General features: G+C 69.1%; 19 protein-coding genes and 1 pseudogene. 13 read left to right on the forward strand and 7 right to left on the reverse strand.

Features of this window, described 5'->3' with window-relative positions:
• The first annotated feature begins 11 nt into the window (after positions 1-11).
• Entirely contained in the window at positions 12-776 is a 765-nt protein-coding gene (locus tag KUTG_RS35905) for a bestrophin-like domain (RefSeq protein WP_043723193.1), read from the forward strand.
• Here the strand turns inward: KUTG_RS35905 and KUTG_RS64285 are convergent.
• Together KUTG_RS64285 and KUTG_RS66580 are read right to left on the reverse strand one after the other, a co-directional pair.
• Entirely contained in the window at positions 769-915 is a 147-nt protein-coding gene (locus tag KUTG_RS64285) for a hypothetical protein (RefSeq protein WP_232241151.1), read from the reverse strand. The genes KUTG_RS35905 and KUTG_RS64285 overlap by 8 nt on opposite strands.
• Positions 916-930: 15 nt before the next feature.
• Positions 931-1820, reverse strand: a pseudogene (locus tag KUTG_RS66580) (TIGR03619 family F420-dependent LLM class oxidoreductase).
• Here KUTG_RS66580 and KUTG_RS35915 point away from each other — a divergent pair.
• The 5 genes from KUTG_RS35915 to KUTG_RS59320 all read left to right on the forward strand — a co-directional run bounded on the left by KUTG_RS35915 (position 1705) and on the right by KUTG_RS59320 (position 5535).
• Positions 1705-2094: an MmcQ/YjbR family DNA-binding protein gene (locus tag KUTG_RS35915; protein ID WP_043723195.1), complete on the forward strand. Its 390-nt coding sequence runs from the start codon at positions 1705-1707 to the stop codon at positions 2092-2094. The pseudogene KUTG_RS66580 and the gene KUTG_RS35915 overlap by 116 nt on opposite strands.
• 16 nt (positions 2095-2110) lie before the next feature.
• Complete coding sequence (locus KUTG_RS35920; RefSeq protein ID WP_043723196.1) at positions 2111-3304, forward strand: Fic family protein; 1194 nt, start codon at positions 2111-2113, stop codon at positions 3302-3304.
• A gap of 17 nt (positions 3305-3321) precedes the next feature.
• A complete protein-coding gene (locus tag KUTG_RS35925) occupies positions 3322-3984 on the forward strand; it encodes a DUF2461 domain-containing protein (RefSeq protein ID WP_043723198.1) in 663 nt (220 codons plus the stop codon).
• 202 nt (positions 3985-4186) lie between these two features.
• Positions 4187-5173 carry a helix-turn-helix transcriptional regulator gene (locus KUTG_RS66585; RefSeq protein ID WP_232241153.1) on the forward strand — a complete coding sequence of 329 codons (987 nt, stop codon included), beginning with the start codon at positions 4187-4189 and terminating at the stop codon, positions 5171-5173.
• Between the two features lie 143 nt (positions 5174-5316).
• Positions 5317-5535, forward strand: a complete 219-nt coding sequence (locus KUTG_RS59320; protein WP_157494988.1) for a hypothetical protein — start codon at positions 5317-5319, stop codon at positions 5533-5535.
• Here the strand turns inward: KUTG_RS59320 and KUTG_RS35935 are convergent.
• Positions 5486-6316, reverse strand: coding sequence for a transposase family protein (locus KUTG_RS35935; protein ID WP_043723199.1), 831 nt, complete (start codon positions 6314-6316; stop codon positions 5486-5488). The two genes, KUTG_RS59320 and KUTG_RS35935, sit on opposite strands and share 50 nt — an antisense overlap.
• 172 nt (positions 6317-6488) lie before the next feature.
• Between KUTG_RS35935 and KUTG_RS59325 the strand changes: the two genes are divergently transcribed.
• Together KUTG_RS59325 and KUTG_RS35940 are read left to right on the forward strand one after the other, a co-directional pair.
• Positions 6489-6650 carry a hypothetical protein gene (locus KUTG_RS59325; RefSeq protein ID WP_157494990.1) on the forward strand — a complete coding sequence of 54 codons (162 nt, stop codon included), beginning with the start codon at positions 6489-6491 and terminating at the stop codon, positions 6648-6650.
• A gap of 206 nt (positions 6651-6856) precedes the next feature.
• The gene (locus KUTG_RS35940; RefSeq protein ID WP_232241154.1) at positions 6857-7246 is read left to right on the forward strand and encodes an NUDIX domain-containing protein; all 390 of its coding nucleotides are present in this window, start codon (positions 6857-6859) and stop codon (positions 7244-7246) included.
• 57 nt (positions 7247-7303) lie between these two features.
• On the opposite strand, the gene KUTG_RS35945 is transcribed toward KUTG_RS35940, so the two are convergent.
• Entirely contained in the window at positions 7304-8074 is a 771-nt protein-coding gene (locus tag KUTG_RS35945; protein ID WP_084581447.1) for an alpha/beta fold hydrolase, read from the reverse strand.
• Between the two features lie 162 nt (positions 8075-8236).
• On the opposite strand from KUTG_RS35945, the gene KUTG_RS35950 reads away from it, so the two are divergent.
• From KUTG_RS35950 to tesB, 3 genes are all read left to right on the forward strand, one after another.
• Positions 8237-8848, forward strand: coding sequence for a hypothetical protein (locus tag KUTG_RS35950; RefSeq protein ID WP_052395781.1), 612 nt, complete (start codon positions 8237-8239; stop codon positions 8846-8848).
• A 203-nt stretch (positions 8849-9051) separates the two neighbouring features.
• Positions 9052-10476 (forward strand): pyruvate kinase, encoded by a 1425-nt coding sequence (pyk, locus tag KUTG_RS35955; RefSeq protein WP_084580162.1) that lies wholly within the window; start codon positions 9052-9054, stop codon positions 10474-10476.
• Between the two features lie 9 nt (positions 10477-10485).
• On the forward strand, positions 10486-11433 hold the full coding sequence (tesB, locus tag KUTG_RS35960) for an acyl-CoA thioesterase II (protein WP_043723205.1): 948 nt from the start codon (positions 10486-10488) through the stop codon (positions 11431-11433).
• A gap of 86 nt (positions 11434-11519) precedes the next feature.
• Here the strand turns inward: tesB and KUTG_RS35965 are convergent, their stop codons facing one another.
• From KUTG_RS35965 to KUTG_RS35975, 3 genes are all read right to left on the reverse strand, one after another.
• Positions 11520-12506 carry an undecaprenyl-diphosphate phosphatase gene (locus KUTG_RS35965; RefSeq protein ID WP_043723208.1) on the reverse strand — a complete coding sequence of 329 codons (987 nt, stop codon included), beginning with the start codon at positions 12504-12506 and terminating at the stop codon, positions 11520-11522.
• 113 nt (positions 12507-12619) lie between these two features.
• Positions 12620-13432: an SAM-dependent methyltransferase gene (locus tag KUTG_RS35970; protein ID WP_043723209.1), complete on the reverse strand. Its 813-nt coding sequence runs from the start codon at positions 13430-13432 to the stop codon at positions 12620-12622.
• Between the two features lie 17 nt (positions 13433-13449).
• On the reverse strand, positions 13450-13758 hold the full coding sequence (locus KUTG_RS35975) for a DUF2218 domain-containing protein (protein WP_043723211.1): 309 nt from the start codon (positions 13756-13758) through the stop codon (positions 13450-13452).
• 47 nt (positions 13759-13805) lie between these two features.
• Between KUTG_RS35975 and KUTG_RS35980 the strand changes: the two genes are divergently transcribed.
• Positions 13806-14249, forward strand: a complete 444-nt coding sequence (locus KUTG_RS35980) for a MarR family winged helix-turn-helix transcriptional regulator (protein ID WP_043723213.1) — start codon at positions 13806-13808, stop codon at positions 14247-14249.
• Positions 14250-14294: 45 nt separating this feature from the next.
• Positions 14295-15740, forward strand: coding sequence for an NADP-dependent phosphogluconate dehydrogenase (gene gndA, locus KUTG_RS35985; RefSeq protein WP_043723215.1), 1446 nt, complete (start codon positions 14295-14297; stop codon positions 15738-15740).
• Positions 15741-15759: the final 19 nt, after the last annotated feature.

The raw sequence follows: 15759 nt of genomic DNA on the forward strand, positions 1-15759 counted from the left end.
TAGGAGAGTGAATGGACATCTACCTGCAAGGGCTGGTGTGGGTCGTCGGCGTGGCCATTGTCGCCGGCGCGCTCACGGTGCTGATACACCGCCTCACCTCCGGTGATGGGAGGTCTGTCAACAATGAGTCGGCCGGCAACGTCTTCGTCATTGTCGGCGGCCTCGTGGCGGTGCTCGTCGCCTTCGTCCTGATCTCCCTGTTCGACACCGTGAACTCGGCCCAGGACAACGCCCAGCAGGAGGCCAACAGCCTGGTCGCGGTCACCTGGGCCGCCGACTCGCTGCCCGAGGCCACCCGGACCGAGATCCACGACCTGGCCCGCAAGTACGCCACCGCCGTGCGCGACCAGGAGTGGCCGCAGATGCAGGCCGGCGACGCCGTCACCGGGCCCGGGCCGCAGTACCTCGACCAGATCCACCAGGCCATCGACCAGGCGCCCGACAATCAGGACGACTGGCTCAAGGACCGCAAGACCGAGGCCTCCAACCAGCTCTGGCAGGTCTACCAGTTCCGGCAGGACCGCCTCGACGCCGCCGACGGCAGCGGGGTCAACGCCGTCACCTGGTTCGCGCTGATCGTCGGCAGCGTGCTGGCGATGGTGTTCACCTACATGTTCGGCGGGCCCAAGCTGATCGCCCACGTGATCATCGTCGGTGTGCTGGCCGCGACCATGACCATGCTGCTGTTCGCCATCTACCAGCTGCAGGACCCGTTCAACGGCGGGGCCAACGTCGGCCCCGACGCCTTCGACTCCGCGCTGGCCCGGCTCACCTGAGCAGGGTCAGCAGCTCCGCCACCAGTTCGAGCGCGTGATCGGTCTCCGGGGCCAGGTAGGACAATTCCACCATCGCCTCCGCGAGGCCGATCCGCTCGTGCACCGCCAGCGTTGCCTCGGCGATCTCCTTTGTGGACACACCGGGGGTTGACCCTCAGCACCACCTCGATCGCCGACGGGTCGCGGCCGCCTCCTCCGCCGCCCTGCGGATCGCCGCCAGCGGCGGTTCCAGGTTCTCTGCCTTCAGCCCGTTCGGCAGGGCGCCCGCCGTCAGCCATCCGTCCGCGCGCCGTCCGATGCGCTTCAGCGCCGCCGGGGCGAAGCCGCCCAGCTGGATCGGCGGCCGCTTGGCCGGCTTGTGGTCGATACGGCTCGGCGGCACCCTCCATAGTGGACTGTCGTGCTCGACCACGTCCGCCGTCCAGGCCTTCTCCAGCACGTCCAGGATCTCGTCCAGCCGTCGGCCCCGCTCCGCGAACGGCACACCCGCCGCCTCGTACTCGTCCGGCGACCAGCCCACCCCGAAGCCCGCCACCAGCCGGCCCCGCTCGCGCGGTCGATCGACGTCAGCGTGCGGGCCAGCGGCACCGGCGAGTAGAACGGCGCGTTCAGCACGTTCGTGCCCAGCCGCACCCGGCTCGTCGCCGTCGCCGCCAGCGTCAGCGCCGTGAACGGGTCGAACACCGTCGCGAACTGCGGCGGGAACGGGCCCGGGCCCGCCATGCCGTAGCCCACCTTCGGTTCCAGCGGGCTCAGCAGCCGGTCGCCCACCCACAGCGCGTCCGCCCCCAGCCGCTCCGCCTCCGCCGCGAACCGCACCAGCTCCGCCGGCCGGTTCGCCACCGGGCCGTTCTGCGGCATCGTGAAGCCGATACGCATCCGTGTCTCCTCTGCTCCGAGGCGCCCGGTCTGCGTCATGCTGTGCCCCATGGCCGATCCCCTCCCGCGGCTGCGCCGCCTGTGTCTCGCCCTGCCCGAGACCACCGAGCGGCTCAGCCATGGCGAGCCCACCTGGTTCGTGCGCGGCAGGAAGACCTTCGTCATGTACTCCGACCACCACCATGACGACCGCCTCGCCTTCGTCTGCGCCGCCGGTGTCGGCGTGCAGGCCGCCCTCATCGCCTCCGACCCCACCCGCTTCTTCCGCCCGCCCTACGTCGGCCACCGCGGCTGGCTCGGCGTCTACCTCGACGTGCCCCAGGACTGGTCCGAACTCGCCGAGCTCGTCACCGACGCCTACCGCACGATCGCCCCCAAGACGCTGGTCAAGATGCTGGACACAGCCGTGGACACTGCCTTGGACAAACCAGGGGGGTGAAATCTAGGATGGATGCGTGGACGAGCGTGACTACGTAGCCGGCCATCCGTGGTTGACCTTCGCCTACCGCATCGAATTCGACGCGAATGCCCAGCTCTGGGCCCGTCTCGGTGAGGCGTTCTCGAAGTGCCAGCACCTGACCGGAGCTCCGCTCACACCGGCCGTCGCTCAGGAGCTGGGTGCCGTCTACCTGGCCAAGGGAGCGCTCGCCACCACCGCGATCGAGGGCAACACGCTGTCCGAGGAGGAGGTCGGCAAGATCATCAGCGGCGGTCTCGTGCTGCCACCGTCCCAGCGCTATCTCCAGCAGGAGGTGGAGAACGTCGTCGCCGCGCTGCGGGCGATCGACGTGGACAGCCGGCACGGCGGCACGGTCATCACCGTCGACTGGATCAAGCAGCAGAACCGCCACGTGCTGGCCGAGCTCGACACCGACGAGCATGTCGCGCCGGGCGAATTCACCACCGCCAACCTTGTCGTCGGAAACTACCGCGGTGCGCCGCCTCAGGACGTGCCGTACCTGATGGACCGGCTGGTGGCGTGGATCGCCGAACTCACCGACGGCACCGATAGCCACCCGGCGAGCGTCCGCTTCTTCGGAGCGTTTCTGGCCGCCACGCTGAGCCATCTCTATCTGGCCTGGATCCATCCCTTCGGCGACGGCAACGGGCGCACGGCGCGGTTGCTGGAGTGCGCGATCCTGACCAACAGCGGGCTGGTGCCGTGGTTGTCCGCGAACCTGTTGTCCGATCACTACAACCGCACGCGGTCCGAGTACTACCGCCGGCTGGCCAACGCCTCTAGCCATGGCGACGTCACCGGCTTCATCTGCTACGCCGCGCAGGGTTTCGTGGACCTGCTGCGTGAGCAGATCGAACTCGTGCAGCGCCAACAACTTCGCGTCTCCTGGGTCAACTTCGTGCACCAGCGCTTCCAGACGCTGCCGAACACCGAAGCCACCGCTCGCCAGCGGACCCTGCTGCTGTCCCTGCCGGACGGTCCGACGCCGCTGGGCACTGTCCGCCGGCTCACCCCGGAGCTGGCCGAGCAGTACGCCGGCCGCAGCGACAAGACCGTCACCCGCGACGTGAACCGCCTGCAGTCGCTCGGACTCGTCGTCCTCGACCGGCACACCATCGAGCCGGCGATCATGCAGATGGCCGCCTTCATTCCCGGACGGGCGAGCTCCTCGCCGCGTGATCGGCGCTAGGTCCTATCGTTGCCGTCGTGAGGTTCCTCGGATTCGGCGAGCACGCCATCGACTTCTACGACGGCCTAGAGGCCGACAACTCCAAGGTCTACTGGGATGCCCACAAGCACCAGTACCTCGACGACGTGCGGGCCCCCATGGAGGCGTTGCTGGCCGAGTTGGAGCCCGAGTTCGGCGGCCTCGGCGAGCCCAAGGTCTTCCGCCCGTACCGGGATGTGCGGTTCTCCAAGGAGAAGACCCCGTACAAGACCCACTGCGGCGGCGTCATCGAGCAGGGCCGTGGCGGCGGCGCCTACTACGTCCAGGTCGGGCCCGAGGGCCTCCGCGTCGGCGGCGGCTGCTTCCACCTCGAGGCCGACCAGCTCGCCCGCTTCCGCACCGCCGTCGACGACCCCCGCCGCGGCTCCGCGTTGGAAAAGATCATCGCCAAGCTCACCCGGGCCGGCTTCACCATCCAGGGCGAGCGGCTCAAGACCAAGCCCCGCGGCTACGAGCTCGACCACCCCCGCATCGACCTCCTGCGCCACAAGTCCTTGTACGCCGCCATCACCTGGCCCCCCGACGACGTCCTCCACGAGCGCGGCTCCTTCGACCGCGTCCGCAAGGCCTGGCGGGCGCTCCGCCCCTTCAACGAATGGGCCGCCGACCACGTCGGCATCAGCGAACGCCCCGCCCGTTGAATCGGACCTTGCGGCGCTGGCCTCGCGATCGTGGGACTTGCTTGGCCAGCAACAACACTTGTCACTCAGGTGGAGGATTGAGCGGGCGTGTGCCGACGGCGATCTCTTGACACATGGGGACACGCAGCGGTGACGAGGGGCGTCGTGCGCCTTCCCGGCCGGGCGCATGCGACGCCGGTGCGGGCACGGGAGGGTGAGGGCCGTGGCGTCCGAGCCGCCGGAAGGCCGAACTCCCGGGTTCTCGCCGGAAATTGCCGGTACGCTGCGCAATGCGGACCGCACGATCCGGATGATGCGCGGGCGGCGGCGCAAGTTGTACAACATGTGGCGCGTCACGATGGCGGGTATCGCGCCGGTCGACAGCTTCTATGTCGCCTTCTACGGTGAAGGCCGTCTACTCGCCGTGCCGTACGTGTTCGACGGCGAGGAGTACGAGCCGCCAGGGCACCAGATGTACGGACCCGACGGTCTTTCGGCGTGGATGAAACGACATGCGAGGCCGTATCTGTACAGCATGGACAACGGCCGGCTGCTGCACATGGGCCATTCCTTCGGAGCGGATGAGCGGCTGTCCCGTGACACGGTGGCGGTTCCGCTTCTCGACCCGACCGCCGACGGTGGTCCGGTCGTCGGCTTGGCCTCGATACAGAGCTACGCGCCCGATGTGTACGGCAGCGAGACCGTTCACGCCTTCGAGTTCCTGGCCCGATCTGTCGTCACCGTTCTCGCCCGGGAGCGGGAAGACGTCGCCAATCGCGCGTCGCTGGACCTTGTCGGCGATGACGAGCCGGATTCTCCGCTGTCCGTCCTGGAGATCGTGGACGGCTTCGTCGAGACGCTGGAGAAGATCCGTGTCGGCCTTGAGGAGTCCATCCATCTCGTGCCGCCGCAGCTGTCCATGCTCAACCGGCGCCTTGTCTCGGTTCGGGAGCTGTGTCGGCAGGCGCAGACCGATGCCGCCGAGGTGATCCTCACGCCGTCGGTGGACCTCCAGGGCATCCTCGAAAGTCTGACGCCGCGAGAACGTGAGATCGCCGAACTCGTGGCGGACGGGCTGGCGAACGAGCGAATCGCCGAGCGGCTGCAGATCTCCGAGGCCACCGTCAAGACACACGTCACCCGCATCCTCAAGAAATTCGGGGCCCGCCAGCGGGCGGCCGTCGCCGCACGCCTTCGCCCGTTCGGCTGACCCGCCCCAGCGTTGCTGATCAGAGCCTCCGTACGACCGAGTCGTACACCGCCCCTCGACGAAGATACCTCTCGGTCTCCTACCGTCACGCCGCCGAATTCGCCACTCTGGTTTTTCCATGAGATTCCCAAGGAGTGGTTCATATGAAGCGTATCCTGACCCAGGTTCTGCTCGGCGCGTTGATGCTGCTCGGCGGCGCGGTGACGGTGACGGTGACGGGGGTGGCGCACGCCGGCGGCGGCGTGGACATCACCGGCTGGTGCCGAAGCTATTACAACAGCTCGGCCTTCAATGAGGTGATCTCAGCGACTTTCAGGTCTGCCGGCCATGTTCGAAATGTGTCAGCGCCAGTGCGGCTTTGACGATGTCACCGATCTTGCGTGGACTGGCGGTGATGTGCCGCAGGGCGCGCCACCGCCCGGTCAGCACGGCGAACCCACGCTCGCCCAGGCACCGCAGACCCCGTAGCAGCGCGTTGTAGGCGCAGTTGTCCGCGTCGAGCACCTGGTCGCCGGCGGGCTGCTTGACCGGGGTGTGCACGCCGATCCCAGCGCCGTCGTAGCCGCCGTCGGCCAACGTGGGCAGACCCAGTTGCGAGGCGGCCCAGTACAACGCGCCCAGAACATGTTCCCGGGCCGCGGTTAGGTCGTGGACCGAGCCCGGCTCGACAACCGAGACCCACAGCGGGAAGCCGTTCGGCGCCGACAGCGCCTGGATGTTGCCGCCGTGCTCATGGGCTTTCCCCGAATACCACAGGTCGATGGGCTCGCCTTTGACGCTGAGGGTTTTCTCGCCGTAGCGGTCGCAGGAGAAGACCTTGCCGTCCAGGATCACGTGAGTCGCGCCCGCGTCCTTGGCTTGTTGGAGGGCGTCGTGCAGGTCCGGGGCCTGCGCGGCGAGGACCGTGATCACTTCGTCGAGGTAGCGGTAGCCGGTGGCGCGGGAGATGCCGTGGTCGCGGGCCAGTGTGGTGATGTCGGCGTTCTGGCGGAACCAGCGCAGGCCCAATACCGCGTGCCAGAAGCAGGTCAGCGCCCTGGAGTTGGTGCGGGTGCCGCGTCGGCGGCGTTCGGCTTGCAAGAGTCGGCCGAGGTGCTGGGCCAGTTCGCGGGGCACGTCGAGTGTGGCAGGATACGTGATCACGGGGAGCCTTCTGGTTCGGACTTGATCTTCGCAAATCCAGTCTTACCAGGGGCTCCCCGGCCATCTTCGCGGGGCTCGGTCTGTCAGCGACCTACCCGCCCACGCAGCTCGCACGTATGCATTCGTTCGATTTTCAACGCGACGATCTTGGTGAGATCACGTCAATGCGATCGTGGTTGTCAACAACGTCTACGGCTGGCGATGCCAGTACGGCTCGGACACCGGAACGCGGCTGAGCGTCGATATGAATGCCGCCTGCGCCTGGAAGTACGGCAATCCCGGCACCGCCCGATTCACGAACTACAGCAATCCCTATTCCTGGTACTGCGTGTAGCGGTGTCGGACGAGTGAGGTTCGGATGCTGCCGAGTGCCGGTCGTCCGACGGGCGCTTGGCGGGGTCCGGCCCGATGGTGTCTGCTGGGCCGGTGATGGATTGGCGATTCTGCCCCCGCTGCGGGACATCCCTGGCGTTCGTCGGCTCCGGCGCCGAACGCCACGCCTCGTGCGGTGACTGCGGCTTCTGGAAATACGACAACCCATTGCCCACCACCATCGGCCTCATCTGCCGCGGGCGGTCGATCCTGTTGCTCCGCCGTGCCCAGCCGCCGGCCATCGGCGCGTGGGACACGGTCGGCGGTTTCCTCACCGCCGGCGAGACCGCGGAGCAGAACCTGGTTCGCGAGGCCCGGGAGGAGATCGGTTGCCCGGTCCTCGATCTCCGCCCCGTCGGCAGCTACGCCTCCGTCTACGGCGACACCGGCATGGCCACCGTCGGCATGGCCTTCACCTGCCGTATCCCCGACGACGCCGTGATCACGTTGTCGGCGGAGAACACCGAGCACCGCTGGTTCGCCTGGGATGAGATCCCGGACCTGGCCTTCACCGACGTGAAGGCGGCGGTCCGGGATCTCGTCGCCGGAACCGGGTGAGCTGTCATCCCGCGCGGACGGGCCGTTCAACCGCGCGTGCGATTCGACGAATTCCGGTCAGCCCTTGAAGAACTCGGTCAGGACGGCGGCGATGACCTCCACGGGGAGGTCGTGGAAGCCGCCGTCGCGGGCGATGTGCTGGCCGTGGGGGAGGGCGGTGGCGGCAGCGGCGGAGGCGGCCTGGAGCCAAGGGGAGGAGCCGGTGCTGCTGAGGATGAGGGCGGGGACGGTGATGTGGGAGAGGGCGGCGGGCACGGCGCCGTCGCCCATGACGGCGTTGTCGTAGGCGAGGGTGGGGGCGATGGCGACGAGGCCGGCCCACATGGGAGTGGCCTTCATCTGGTCGACGACCTCGGCGGGCTGGCCGACGGCGCGGGTCATGAAGTGGGCGACGGCGTCCGCGTTGCGGCCCTCGGCGAGCAGGGAGTCGAGGATCGGGCCGTACGACTCGTCGACGGGAGGGGCGTCGGGGACGCGGTAGGGCGGCTCCATGCCGGAGACCCGCTGGATGGGCAGGTCGGAGGCGGCGGCGTGGAGGACGAGGGCGGCGCCGGAGGACATGCCGTAGACGAAGGAGCCGCCGACGGCGTCGAGCACGGCGGAGAGGTCCTCGAGCTCGCGGTCGACGGCGTAGGGCCGGGTGTCGGTGCTGTCGCCGCGGCCACGGCGGTCGTAGGCGACGACGTCGAAGGCCGGGGCCAAGGCCGCGGCCAGCGGGGCGAAGGACTGGCGGGTCATGAAGGCGCCGCCGACCAGCACGAGGGCGGGGCCCCGGCCGGTCCGCTCGTACGCGATGGAGGTGCCGTCCTTGGAGGTGACTGTCTGCATGCCCATACGTCGAAACAGAACACCGGAATGCGACATCGCGCGACCGCGCTAGACTCGAACACCCGTTCTAAGGCGGCGTGTCGCGGACCGGGGGACGGGGCCCGTTTGTGGCAGACTCCGGCCCCTAGTCCGCACCCGCCACGACGAGAGGAAACACCGGCCATGGGCCAGAAGGTTGTGCGGTTCTCCGACCTGAGCGGCAAGATCGTCGGGGACGGCGAGCTGGTCAAGATCGTCGTCACCCAGCACCCCGCGCTGACGGACGGCCCGGTCGAGATCGAGGCCGCCCCGTCGGAGCTGGCGGACATCGAGGACAAGGCCATCGACGTGGTCAGCTTCGAGGTGTTCGAGGCGGGCGAGGAGCCCCGCCTGGTGGTGATGCCGCTGGCCGAGTTCGACAAGCTGGCCACCGACGACCCGATGGACGTGGTCATCAAGGCGGCCAAGAAGTCCTACGCCAAGCCCGCCCGGGCCAAGTCCACCGGCGAGACCAAGGTCAACTACGGCAGTCTCGAACACGCCGGCAAGCCCCACCGCGGCAAGGTCAACGACGCGGAGAAGCAGATCATCCGCGACCACCTCGACCAGGTGAACGAGCGGCTGGAGTCGGACGGCCTCCGCCTGATCGACCTGGCCGACGCCGAGATCGTGGCCCGGTACGGCCTGGAGGAGCTCGCCGCCGAGCGCGGCGCGGCCGCGATGCCGGCCGAGACGGTGGCAGCCGATGCGAAGGTCGAGTCGGCGGCGAACGCGGACGACGAATCCGACGAATAAATGTGACGGGTGGGGACCGGCGGTCGAGGCGAAAAGTGCGGCCGCCGGGGTGTCCTGAACGTCCCGGCGGTGAACCAACAGTGATGGCCCGGTGACCGTGCGCTGAAATTCGAGGGTGCGGGGAGTGTTTCTAGGCGGTTCCCCAAACGTTACTGCCGGGTAGTTCGGGATCGGTCCAGTGCGTCGGTCTAAGCTGCTGGAACGTGAGCCGACGAGCGAAGATCGTCTGTACCCTCGGGCCAGCGACGTCCACCCCGGAGAAGATGCGCGACCTGGTCGCGGCGGGCATGGATGTGGCCCGGATGAACTTCAGCCACGGCAGCCACGCCGACCACAAGCAGGTGTACGACCTGGTGCGGACCACCGCCGCCGAGTCGGGCCGAGCGGTCGGCATCCTGGCTGACCTGCAGGGCCCCAAGATCCGCCTCGGAACTTTCGCGGGCGGCCCTGTTGAGTGGCGGACGGGCGATGTCGTGCGGGTCACCGTCGACGACGTCGCCGGCACCCATGACCGGGTGTCCACCACGTACAAGAACCTGGCCAAGGACGCCAGGGTCGGCGACCGACTCCTGGTCGACGACGGCAAGGTGGGCCTGGTGGTCACCGCCGTCGAGGGCCAGGACGTGGTCTGCGAGGTGACCGAGGGCGGACCGGTCAGCAACAACAAGGGCCTGTCGCTGCCGGGCATGGACGTGTCCGTGCCGGCGATGAGCGAGAAGGACATCGAGGACCTGGAGTTCGCGCTGGGCCTGGGCGTGGACTTCATCGCCCTGTCCTTCGTGCGCTCCCCGGCCGACATCGACCTGGTGCACCAGGTGATGGACCGGGTCGGCAAGGGCCGGCTGCCGGTGATCGCCAAGGTGGAGAAGCCGGAGGCGGTCGACAACCTCGAAGCCATCGTGCTGGCCTTCGACGGCGTCATGGTGGCCCGCGGCGACCTGGGCGTGGAGCTGCCGCTGGAGCAGGTCCCGCTGGTGCAGAAGCGCGCCATCCAGATCTCCCGCGAGAACGCCAAGCCGGTCATCGTGGCCACGCAGATGCTGGACTCGATGATCACGAACTCCCGGCCGACCCGGGCCGAGGCCTCGGACGTGGCCAACGCGGTGCTGGACGGCGCGGACGCGCTGATGCTGTCCGGCGAGACCAGCGTGGGCCGCTACGCCATCGAGTCCGTGGAGACGATGGCGAAGATCATCATGGCGGTGGAGAACGAGTCCACGGTGGTGCCGCCGCTGACCCACGTGCCGCGCACCAAGCGGGGCGTCATCTCCTACGCGGCCCGCGACATCGGCGAGCGCCTCAACGCCAAGGCCCTGGTGGCGTTCACCCAGTCCGGCGACACGGTGCGTCGCCTGGCCCGCCTGCACACGCACCTGCCGCTGCTGGCCTTCACGCCGGAGCCGGACGTGCTGAGTCAGCTTGCTCTCACCTGGGGCACCGAGACCTTCCTCGTGCCTAAGGTGGAGTCCACCGACCAGATGGTGCGCCAGGTCGACCTGTCGATGCTGTCCATCGGCCGCTACCAGCCCGGTGACCTGGTGGTCATCGTGGCCGGCTCGCCGCCCGGCACCGTAGGGTCGACCAACCTCATCCGGGTGCACCGGTTGGGCGAGGACGACCACGCCTAGGAGAAATCAGTGACTGAAGCGGCTCGCGCCGCGGCCGCCGACCCCGGAGCTGAACAAGCTCCGGGGTCGGTGCCGTTGACGCTCGACGGGGTGCCGCACGGCCAGCCGGTGCTCGACCGCCTGGTCGCGCTGCTGGACCTGGAGCGCATCGAGGAGAACATCTTCCGCGGGGTCAGCCCGGCCGACTCCTCGGTCCGGGTGTTCGGCGGCCAGGTCGCCGGCCAGGCGCTGGTGGCGGCGGGTCGCACCGTGCCGGAGGAGCGCAAGGTGCACTCGCTGCACGCCTACTTCATCCGCCCGGGAGATCCGCGCATCCCGATCGTGTACGAGGTGGACCGCATCCGCGACGGCCGCTCGTTCACCACGCGCCGGGTGGTCGGGGTGCAGCGCGGCAAGGCGATCTTCTCGCTGTCTGCCTCGTTCCAGCTGGTCGAGCCGGGCATGGAGCACGGGGAGCCGATGCCGTCGGTGCCGGACCCGGAGTCGCTCCCGACGTTCGGCGAACGGCTGGCCCAGCTGGGCGCCGACCGCGAGAAGCTGGGCCGGGACCGGCAGCGGCCGATCGACCTGCGCTACGTCTCCGACCCGCCCTGGATCACCCGCGAGAGCGGCCCGCACGAGGCCCGCAACCAGGTGTGGATGCGGGCCGACGGCAAGCTGCCCGACGACGACCTGCTGCACGTGTGCGTGCTGGCCTACGCCTCGGACATGACGCTGCTGGACTCGGTGCTGGCCCGGCACGGCGTGTACTGGGGCACGGACAAGGTGCTCGGGGCCAGCCTGGACCACGCGATGTGGTTCCACCGCCCGTTCCGCGCCGACGAGTGGTTCCTGTACGACTGCACCTCGCCCAGCGCCTCCAACGCCCGTGGCCTGGCCACCGGCCGCTTCTTCACCCGCGACGGCCAGCTGGTCGCCACCGTGGTCCAGGAAGGCCTGCTCAGAGTCCTGCCGTAAACCCCGGCGAGTCCCGCCCACAGTCACACCGAATGCCTGAAACGGATTCAGCATTTCGGTGTGACGCTAAGCGGGACTCGCGGGGGTTACGGGGTGCCGGCGATGAGGAAGTAGGCGAGGGAGCCGAGGCCGGCGATGAGGCAGTACAGGGCGAAGGGCTTGAGGGTCTTGGTCTCGAAGTAGGAGGCCAGGAAGCGGGCCGCGACGTACGCCGCGATGCCGGCGACGACGCTGCCGACCAGGGCCGGGCCCAGGGAGCCGGCCACGGCGGGCTTGAACAGCTCGGGCATCTTGAGCACGCCGGCGCCGAGGATGACCGGGGTGGCCAGCAGGAAGGCGAACCGGGCGGCGTCGTCGTGCCGCAGGCCGCGGGTCAGGCCGGCGACGATGGTGATGCCGGAGCGGCTGATGCCGGGCAGCAGGGCCAGCGCCTGGGCGCCGCCGATCAGCACGGCTTCCTTCCAGGTGAGCTTGGACAGCCGCCGCTCGGACGCCTCGTCGGCGGTCAGCGGCTCGGCGGTGATGGCGTGCAGCGGCGCGGTGTCGCCGGGGTTGAAGGCCGAGGCGGGGATGACCATCGTCTGGTCGGGCGACATCTCCTCGACGGCCTCGCGACGCCGGTGCTGGAGGCGTTCCACGGCGAACAGCACCAAACCGTTGAGCGCCAGGAAAATGGCCGTCGGCACCGGTTTGCCGAGAAAGTTGCGGATCGCGCTTTCCAGCGCGATGCCGGCGATGCCGACCGGAATGGTGCCGATCACGAGCAGCCAGCCCAGCCGCTGCTCGGCGTTGGAGATCTTCCGCGTGACGATGGACGTCCACAGGCCGCGGATGATGCGCACCCAGTCCCGCCAGTAGAAGATCACCAGCGCGATCGCGGTTGCCACGTGCATGGCCACCAGCACGGCCAGGTACGGCGTCTCCTTGCCGCTGAGGCTGAGGTCCTTGGCCCACTGGCCGCCGGCCAGCGCCGGTAGCAGCACGCTGTGGCCCAGGCTGGAGACCGGGAACAGCTCGCTCACCCCCTGGAGCAGCCCGACGGCGATGGCCTCGACGTAGCTCAGGTCCGACATCAATCGCCTTCCGAGGGTGACTGCGGGGGTCCTGCGGCACGGTAGGGGGTGCCGTGCCGAGTTCGGTGAACCCTAGATGAACAAAAGGTGTTTCGGACCTACCGGGTTGCTCATTACGCCTTCACGCCGACGCCGCCGTAACCGGGCGGGAGCTTGGCCGGCAGCTCCTGATCGGCGTCGGGCCGCCACTGGTGCACCAGCGTGACGCCGGGTTCCAGCAGGTCGAAGCCGTGGAAAAGGGCCTCGATCTGCGGCCGGGTCCGCAGCACGACGGGATTGGTCGTGTTCTGGTACACGGCTTTGAAGTCGGCCAGCATGCCGGTTCGGTTGTCCGGCTCCTCTTTCGCGCCGATATGGGACAGCACGAGATGGCTGCCCTCCGGCACGGCGTCGCGATAGCCGGCGACGATCTCGGCGGGACGGGAGGAGTCCGGCACGAAATGCAGCACGGAGGCCATGATCAGGCCGACCGGCTCGGAGAAGTCGATCAGGTCTCGCACCCGGGGGTCGGACAGCACCGCGTCCACGTCCCGCATGTCGGCCTGGAGCACGGTGGCGAGGCGGTTGGGCCGCAGGATCGCCGTGCTGTGCGCCACCGCGACCGGGTCGATGTCCACGTAGACGACGCGCGTTGTCGGGTCCCGGCGCTGCGCGACCTCGTGCACGTTGCCCACGGTGGGGATGCCGGAACCGAGGTCGAGCAGCTGCCGGATGCCGGAGTCGACGAGCAGCCGCACCGCGCGCCGCAGGAAGTCGCGGTTCCCCCTCGCCCCCTGGATCGTGTACGGCATGGCGGCGATGGCCCGTTCGGCGGCGTCGCGGTCGACCTCGAAGTTGTGGGTGCCACCGAGGTAGTAGTCGTACATGCGGGCGGGACTCGGCTTGGTGACGTCCATGGTCGCCGGCACCCAGTCAGGCAGCTCCATGCCGGCGAACCCTAATGTCAGGCGGCCTGGCCCGTCGAGGTCCAGGCCACCACGAGCTCGTCCTTGGCGCCGAAGCGCACCAGGTGGCGCTCGACGACGTCGGCCAGCCGGTCCAACGTCTCGGCGTCGCCCGTGGTGCACGTGATGTGCAGGCCCTCGGGGCGGGTGCGCAGCAGCGCGGTGCCGAAGTCGAAGTACAGCTCGCCCTCGTGCTCGGTCCACACGGTCTGGATCTTGTGGCCGAAGTGCTTGCAGAGCTGCACCAGATAGCGTGACGGCCGGTCGGTCGCGACCAGCGCCTGCGTCGTGAATGATGAGCCTGTCATATAATGAGGCTAGGTCAGTATTAAGCGGCCGGCAACGGGAGGTTCACGTGACCGACGCCACCACAGCACGGCTGGCGGACGTGTTCATGCACGTGGCCAAACGCCTGCGCGGCCGGTGGATGCACCAGCTGGCCCCGCTCGGCCTCACCCCCGGCCAGGGCCGCGCGCTGGCCGTGATCGCCCGCGGCGGCGACGGCATCCGGATGGCCGACCTGGCCGCCAAGCTCGACATCGTGCCCCGCTCGGCCACCTCCGTCGTGGACGGGCTGGAGGAGCAGGGCCTGGTGCTGCGCCGCCCCGATCCGGGCGACCGGCGGTCCATGCTCGTCACGTTCACCGAGGCCGGCCGCCTGTTGGTCAGCCGCATCGAGGACGCCAAGCGCGGCGCCGCCGAGGAGATGTTCGGCACGCTGCCGGCGGCCGAACGCGATCAGCTGCTGGCAGTGCTGCTGCGCCTGGACGCGTGCGGGAAGCACCCCGGATCGATTTAGCCATGTCGGCTGGAGATTGAGCGCCGAGCCAGGCAGGCTGGGTGTATGGCAACTGAACAGAAGGCTCGTATCGGCGTCACGGGCCTGGCCGTGATGGGGAGCAACCTGGCTCGCAACCTGGCTCGTCACGGTTTCCGGGTCGCCGTGCACAACAGGTCCGCCGCGCGCACCAAGGCCCTGGTCGACCAGTACGGCTCCGAGGGCGACTTCGTGGCGGCGGAGACGACCGCCGATTTCGTGCAGTCGCTGCAGAAGCCCCGTCAGGTGATCATCATGGTCAAGGCGGGCGGTCCCACCGACGCCGTGATCGACGAGCTCGCCGAGCTCATGGAGCCCGGCGACATGATCGTCGACGGCGGCAACGCGCACTTCGCCGACACGCGGCGGCGGGAGAAGGCGCTCAAGGAGCGCGGCCTGCACTTCGTCGGCACCGGCATCTCCGGCGGCGAGGAGGGTGCGCTCAACGGCCCCAGCATCATGCCCGGCGGCTCGGCCGAGTCCTACCAGCACCTCGGCCCCGTGCTTGAGGCCATCGCCGCGCAGGTCGACGGCGTGCCGTGCTGCACGCACGTCGGCGAGGACGGCGCGGGCCACTTCGTCAAGATGGTGCACAACGGCATCGAGTACGCCGACATGCAGCTCATCGCCGAGGCTTTCGACCTGCTCAGCAATGTCGCCGGCCTGACGCCGGCCGAGATCGCCGAGGTCTTCCGCGGCTGGAACACCGGCGACCTCGAGTCGTACCTGGTGGAGATCACCGCCGAGGTGCTCGGGCACGTCGACGCGGCCACCGGCAAGCCGTTCGTTGAGATCATCGCCGACCAGGCCGAGCAGAAGGGCACCGGTCGCTGGACCGTTCAGGAGGCCCTGGAGCTGGGCGTGCCGGTCACCGGCATCGCCGAGGCCGTGTTCGCCCGGTCCCTGTCCGGCCATGTCGGCCAGCGCGCGGCCGCCCAGAAGGCGCTGCCCGGCCCGACCTCGAAGCCGGCCATTGCCGACCGCGACGCCTTCGTCGAGGACGTCCGGCAGGCGCTGTACGCCTCCAAGGTCGTCGCCTACGCCCAGGGCTTCGACGAGATCCGCACCGCCGCCGACACCTATGGCTGGCAGATCGACCTCGGCTCGATGGCCACCATCTGGCGGGGCGGCTGCATCATCCGGGCCCGCTTCCTCAACCGGATCAAGGACGCGTACGACAAGGACGCGAACCTGCCGTCGCTGCTCGTCGACGAGTACTTCGCGGACGCCGTGATCAAGGCGCAGGAGGCGTGGCGGCGGGTCGTCGTCGCGGCCACCGGCGCCGGCGTGCCCGCGCCGGGCTTCTCCTCGGCGCTGTCGTACTACGACGCGCTGCGGGCCGAGCGCCTGCCGGCCGCGCTGATCCAGGGCCTGCGCGACTTCTTCGGCGCGCACACCTACCGTCGTGTCGACCGCGGCGACACCAGCTTCCACACCGCGTGGAGCGCCGACCGCACCGAGCACGAAGCCTGATCTAACCGATGTCAGGAAG

Origin of the sequence: Kutzneria sp. 744 (assembly GCF_000568255.1) — a bacterium.
In the GTDB taxonomy this organism is placed as follows: domain Bacteria; phylum Actinomycetota; class Actinomycetes; order Mycobacteriales; family Pseudonocardiaceae; genus Kutzneria.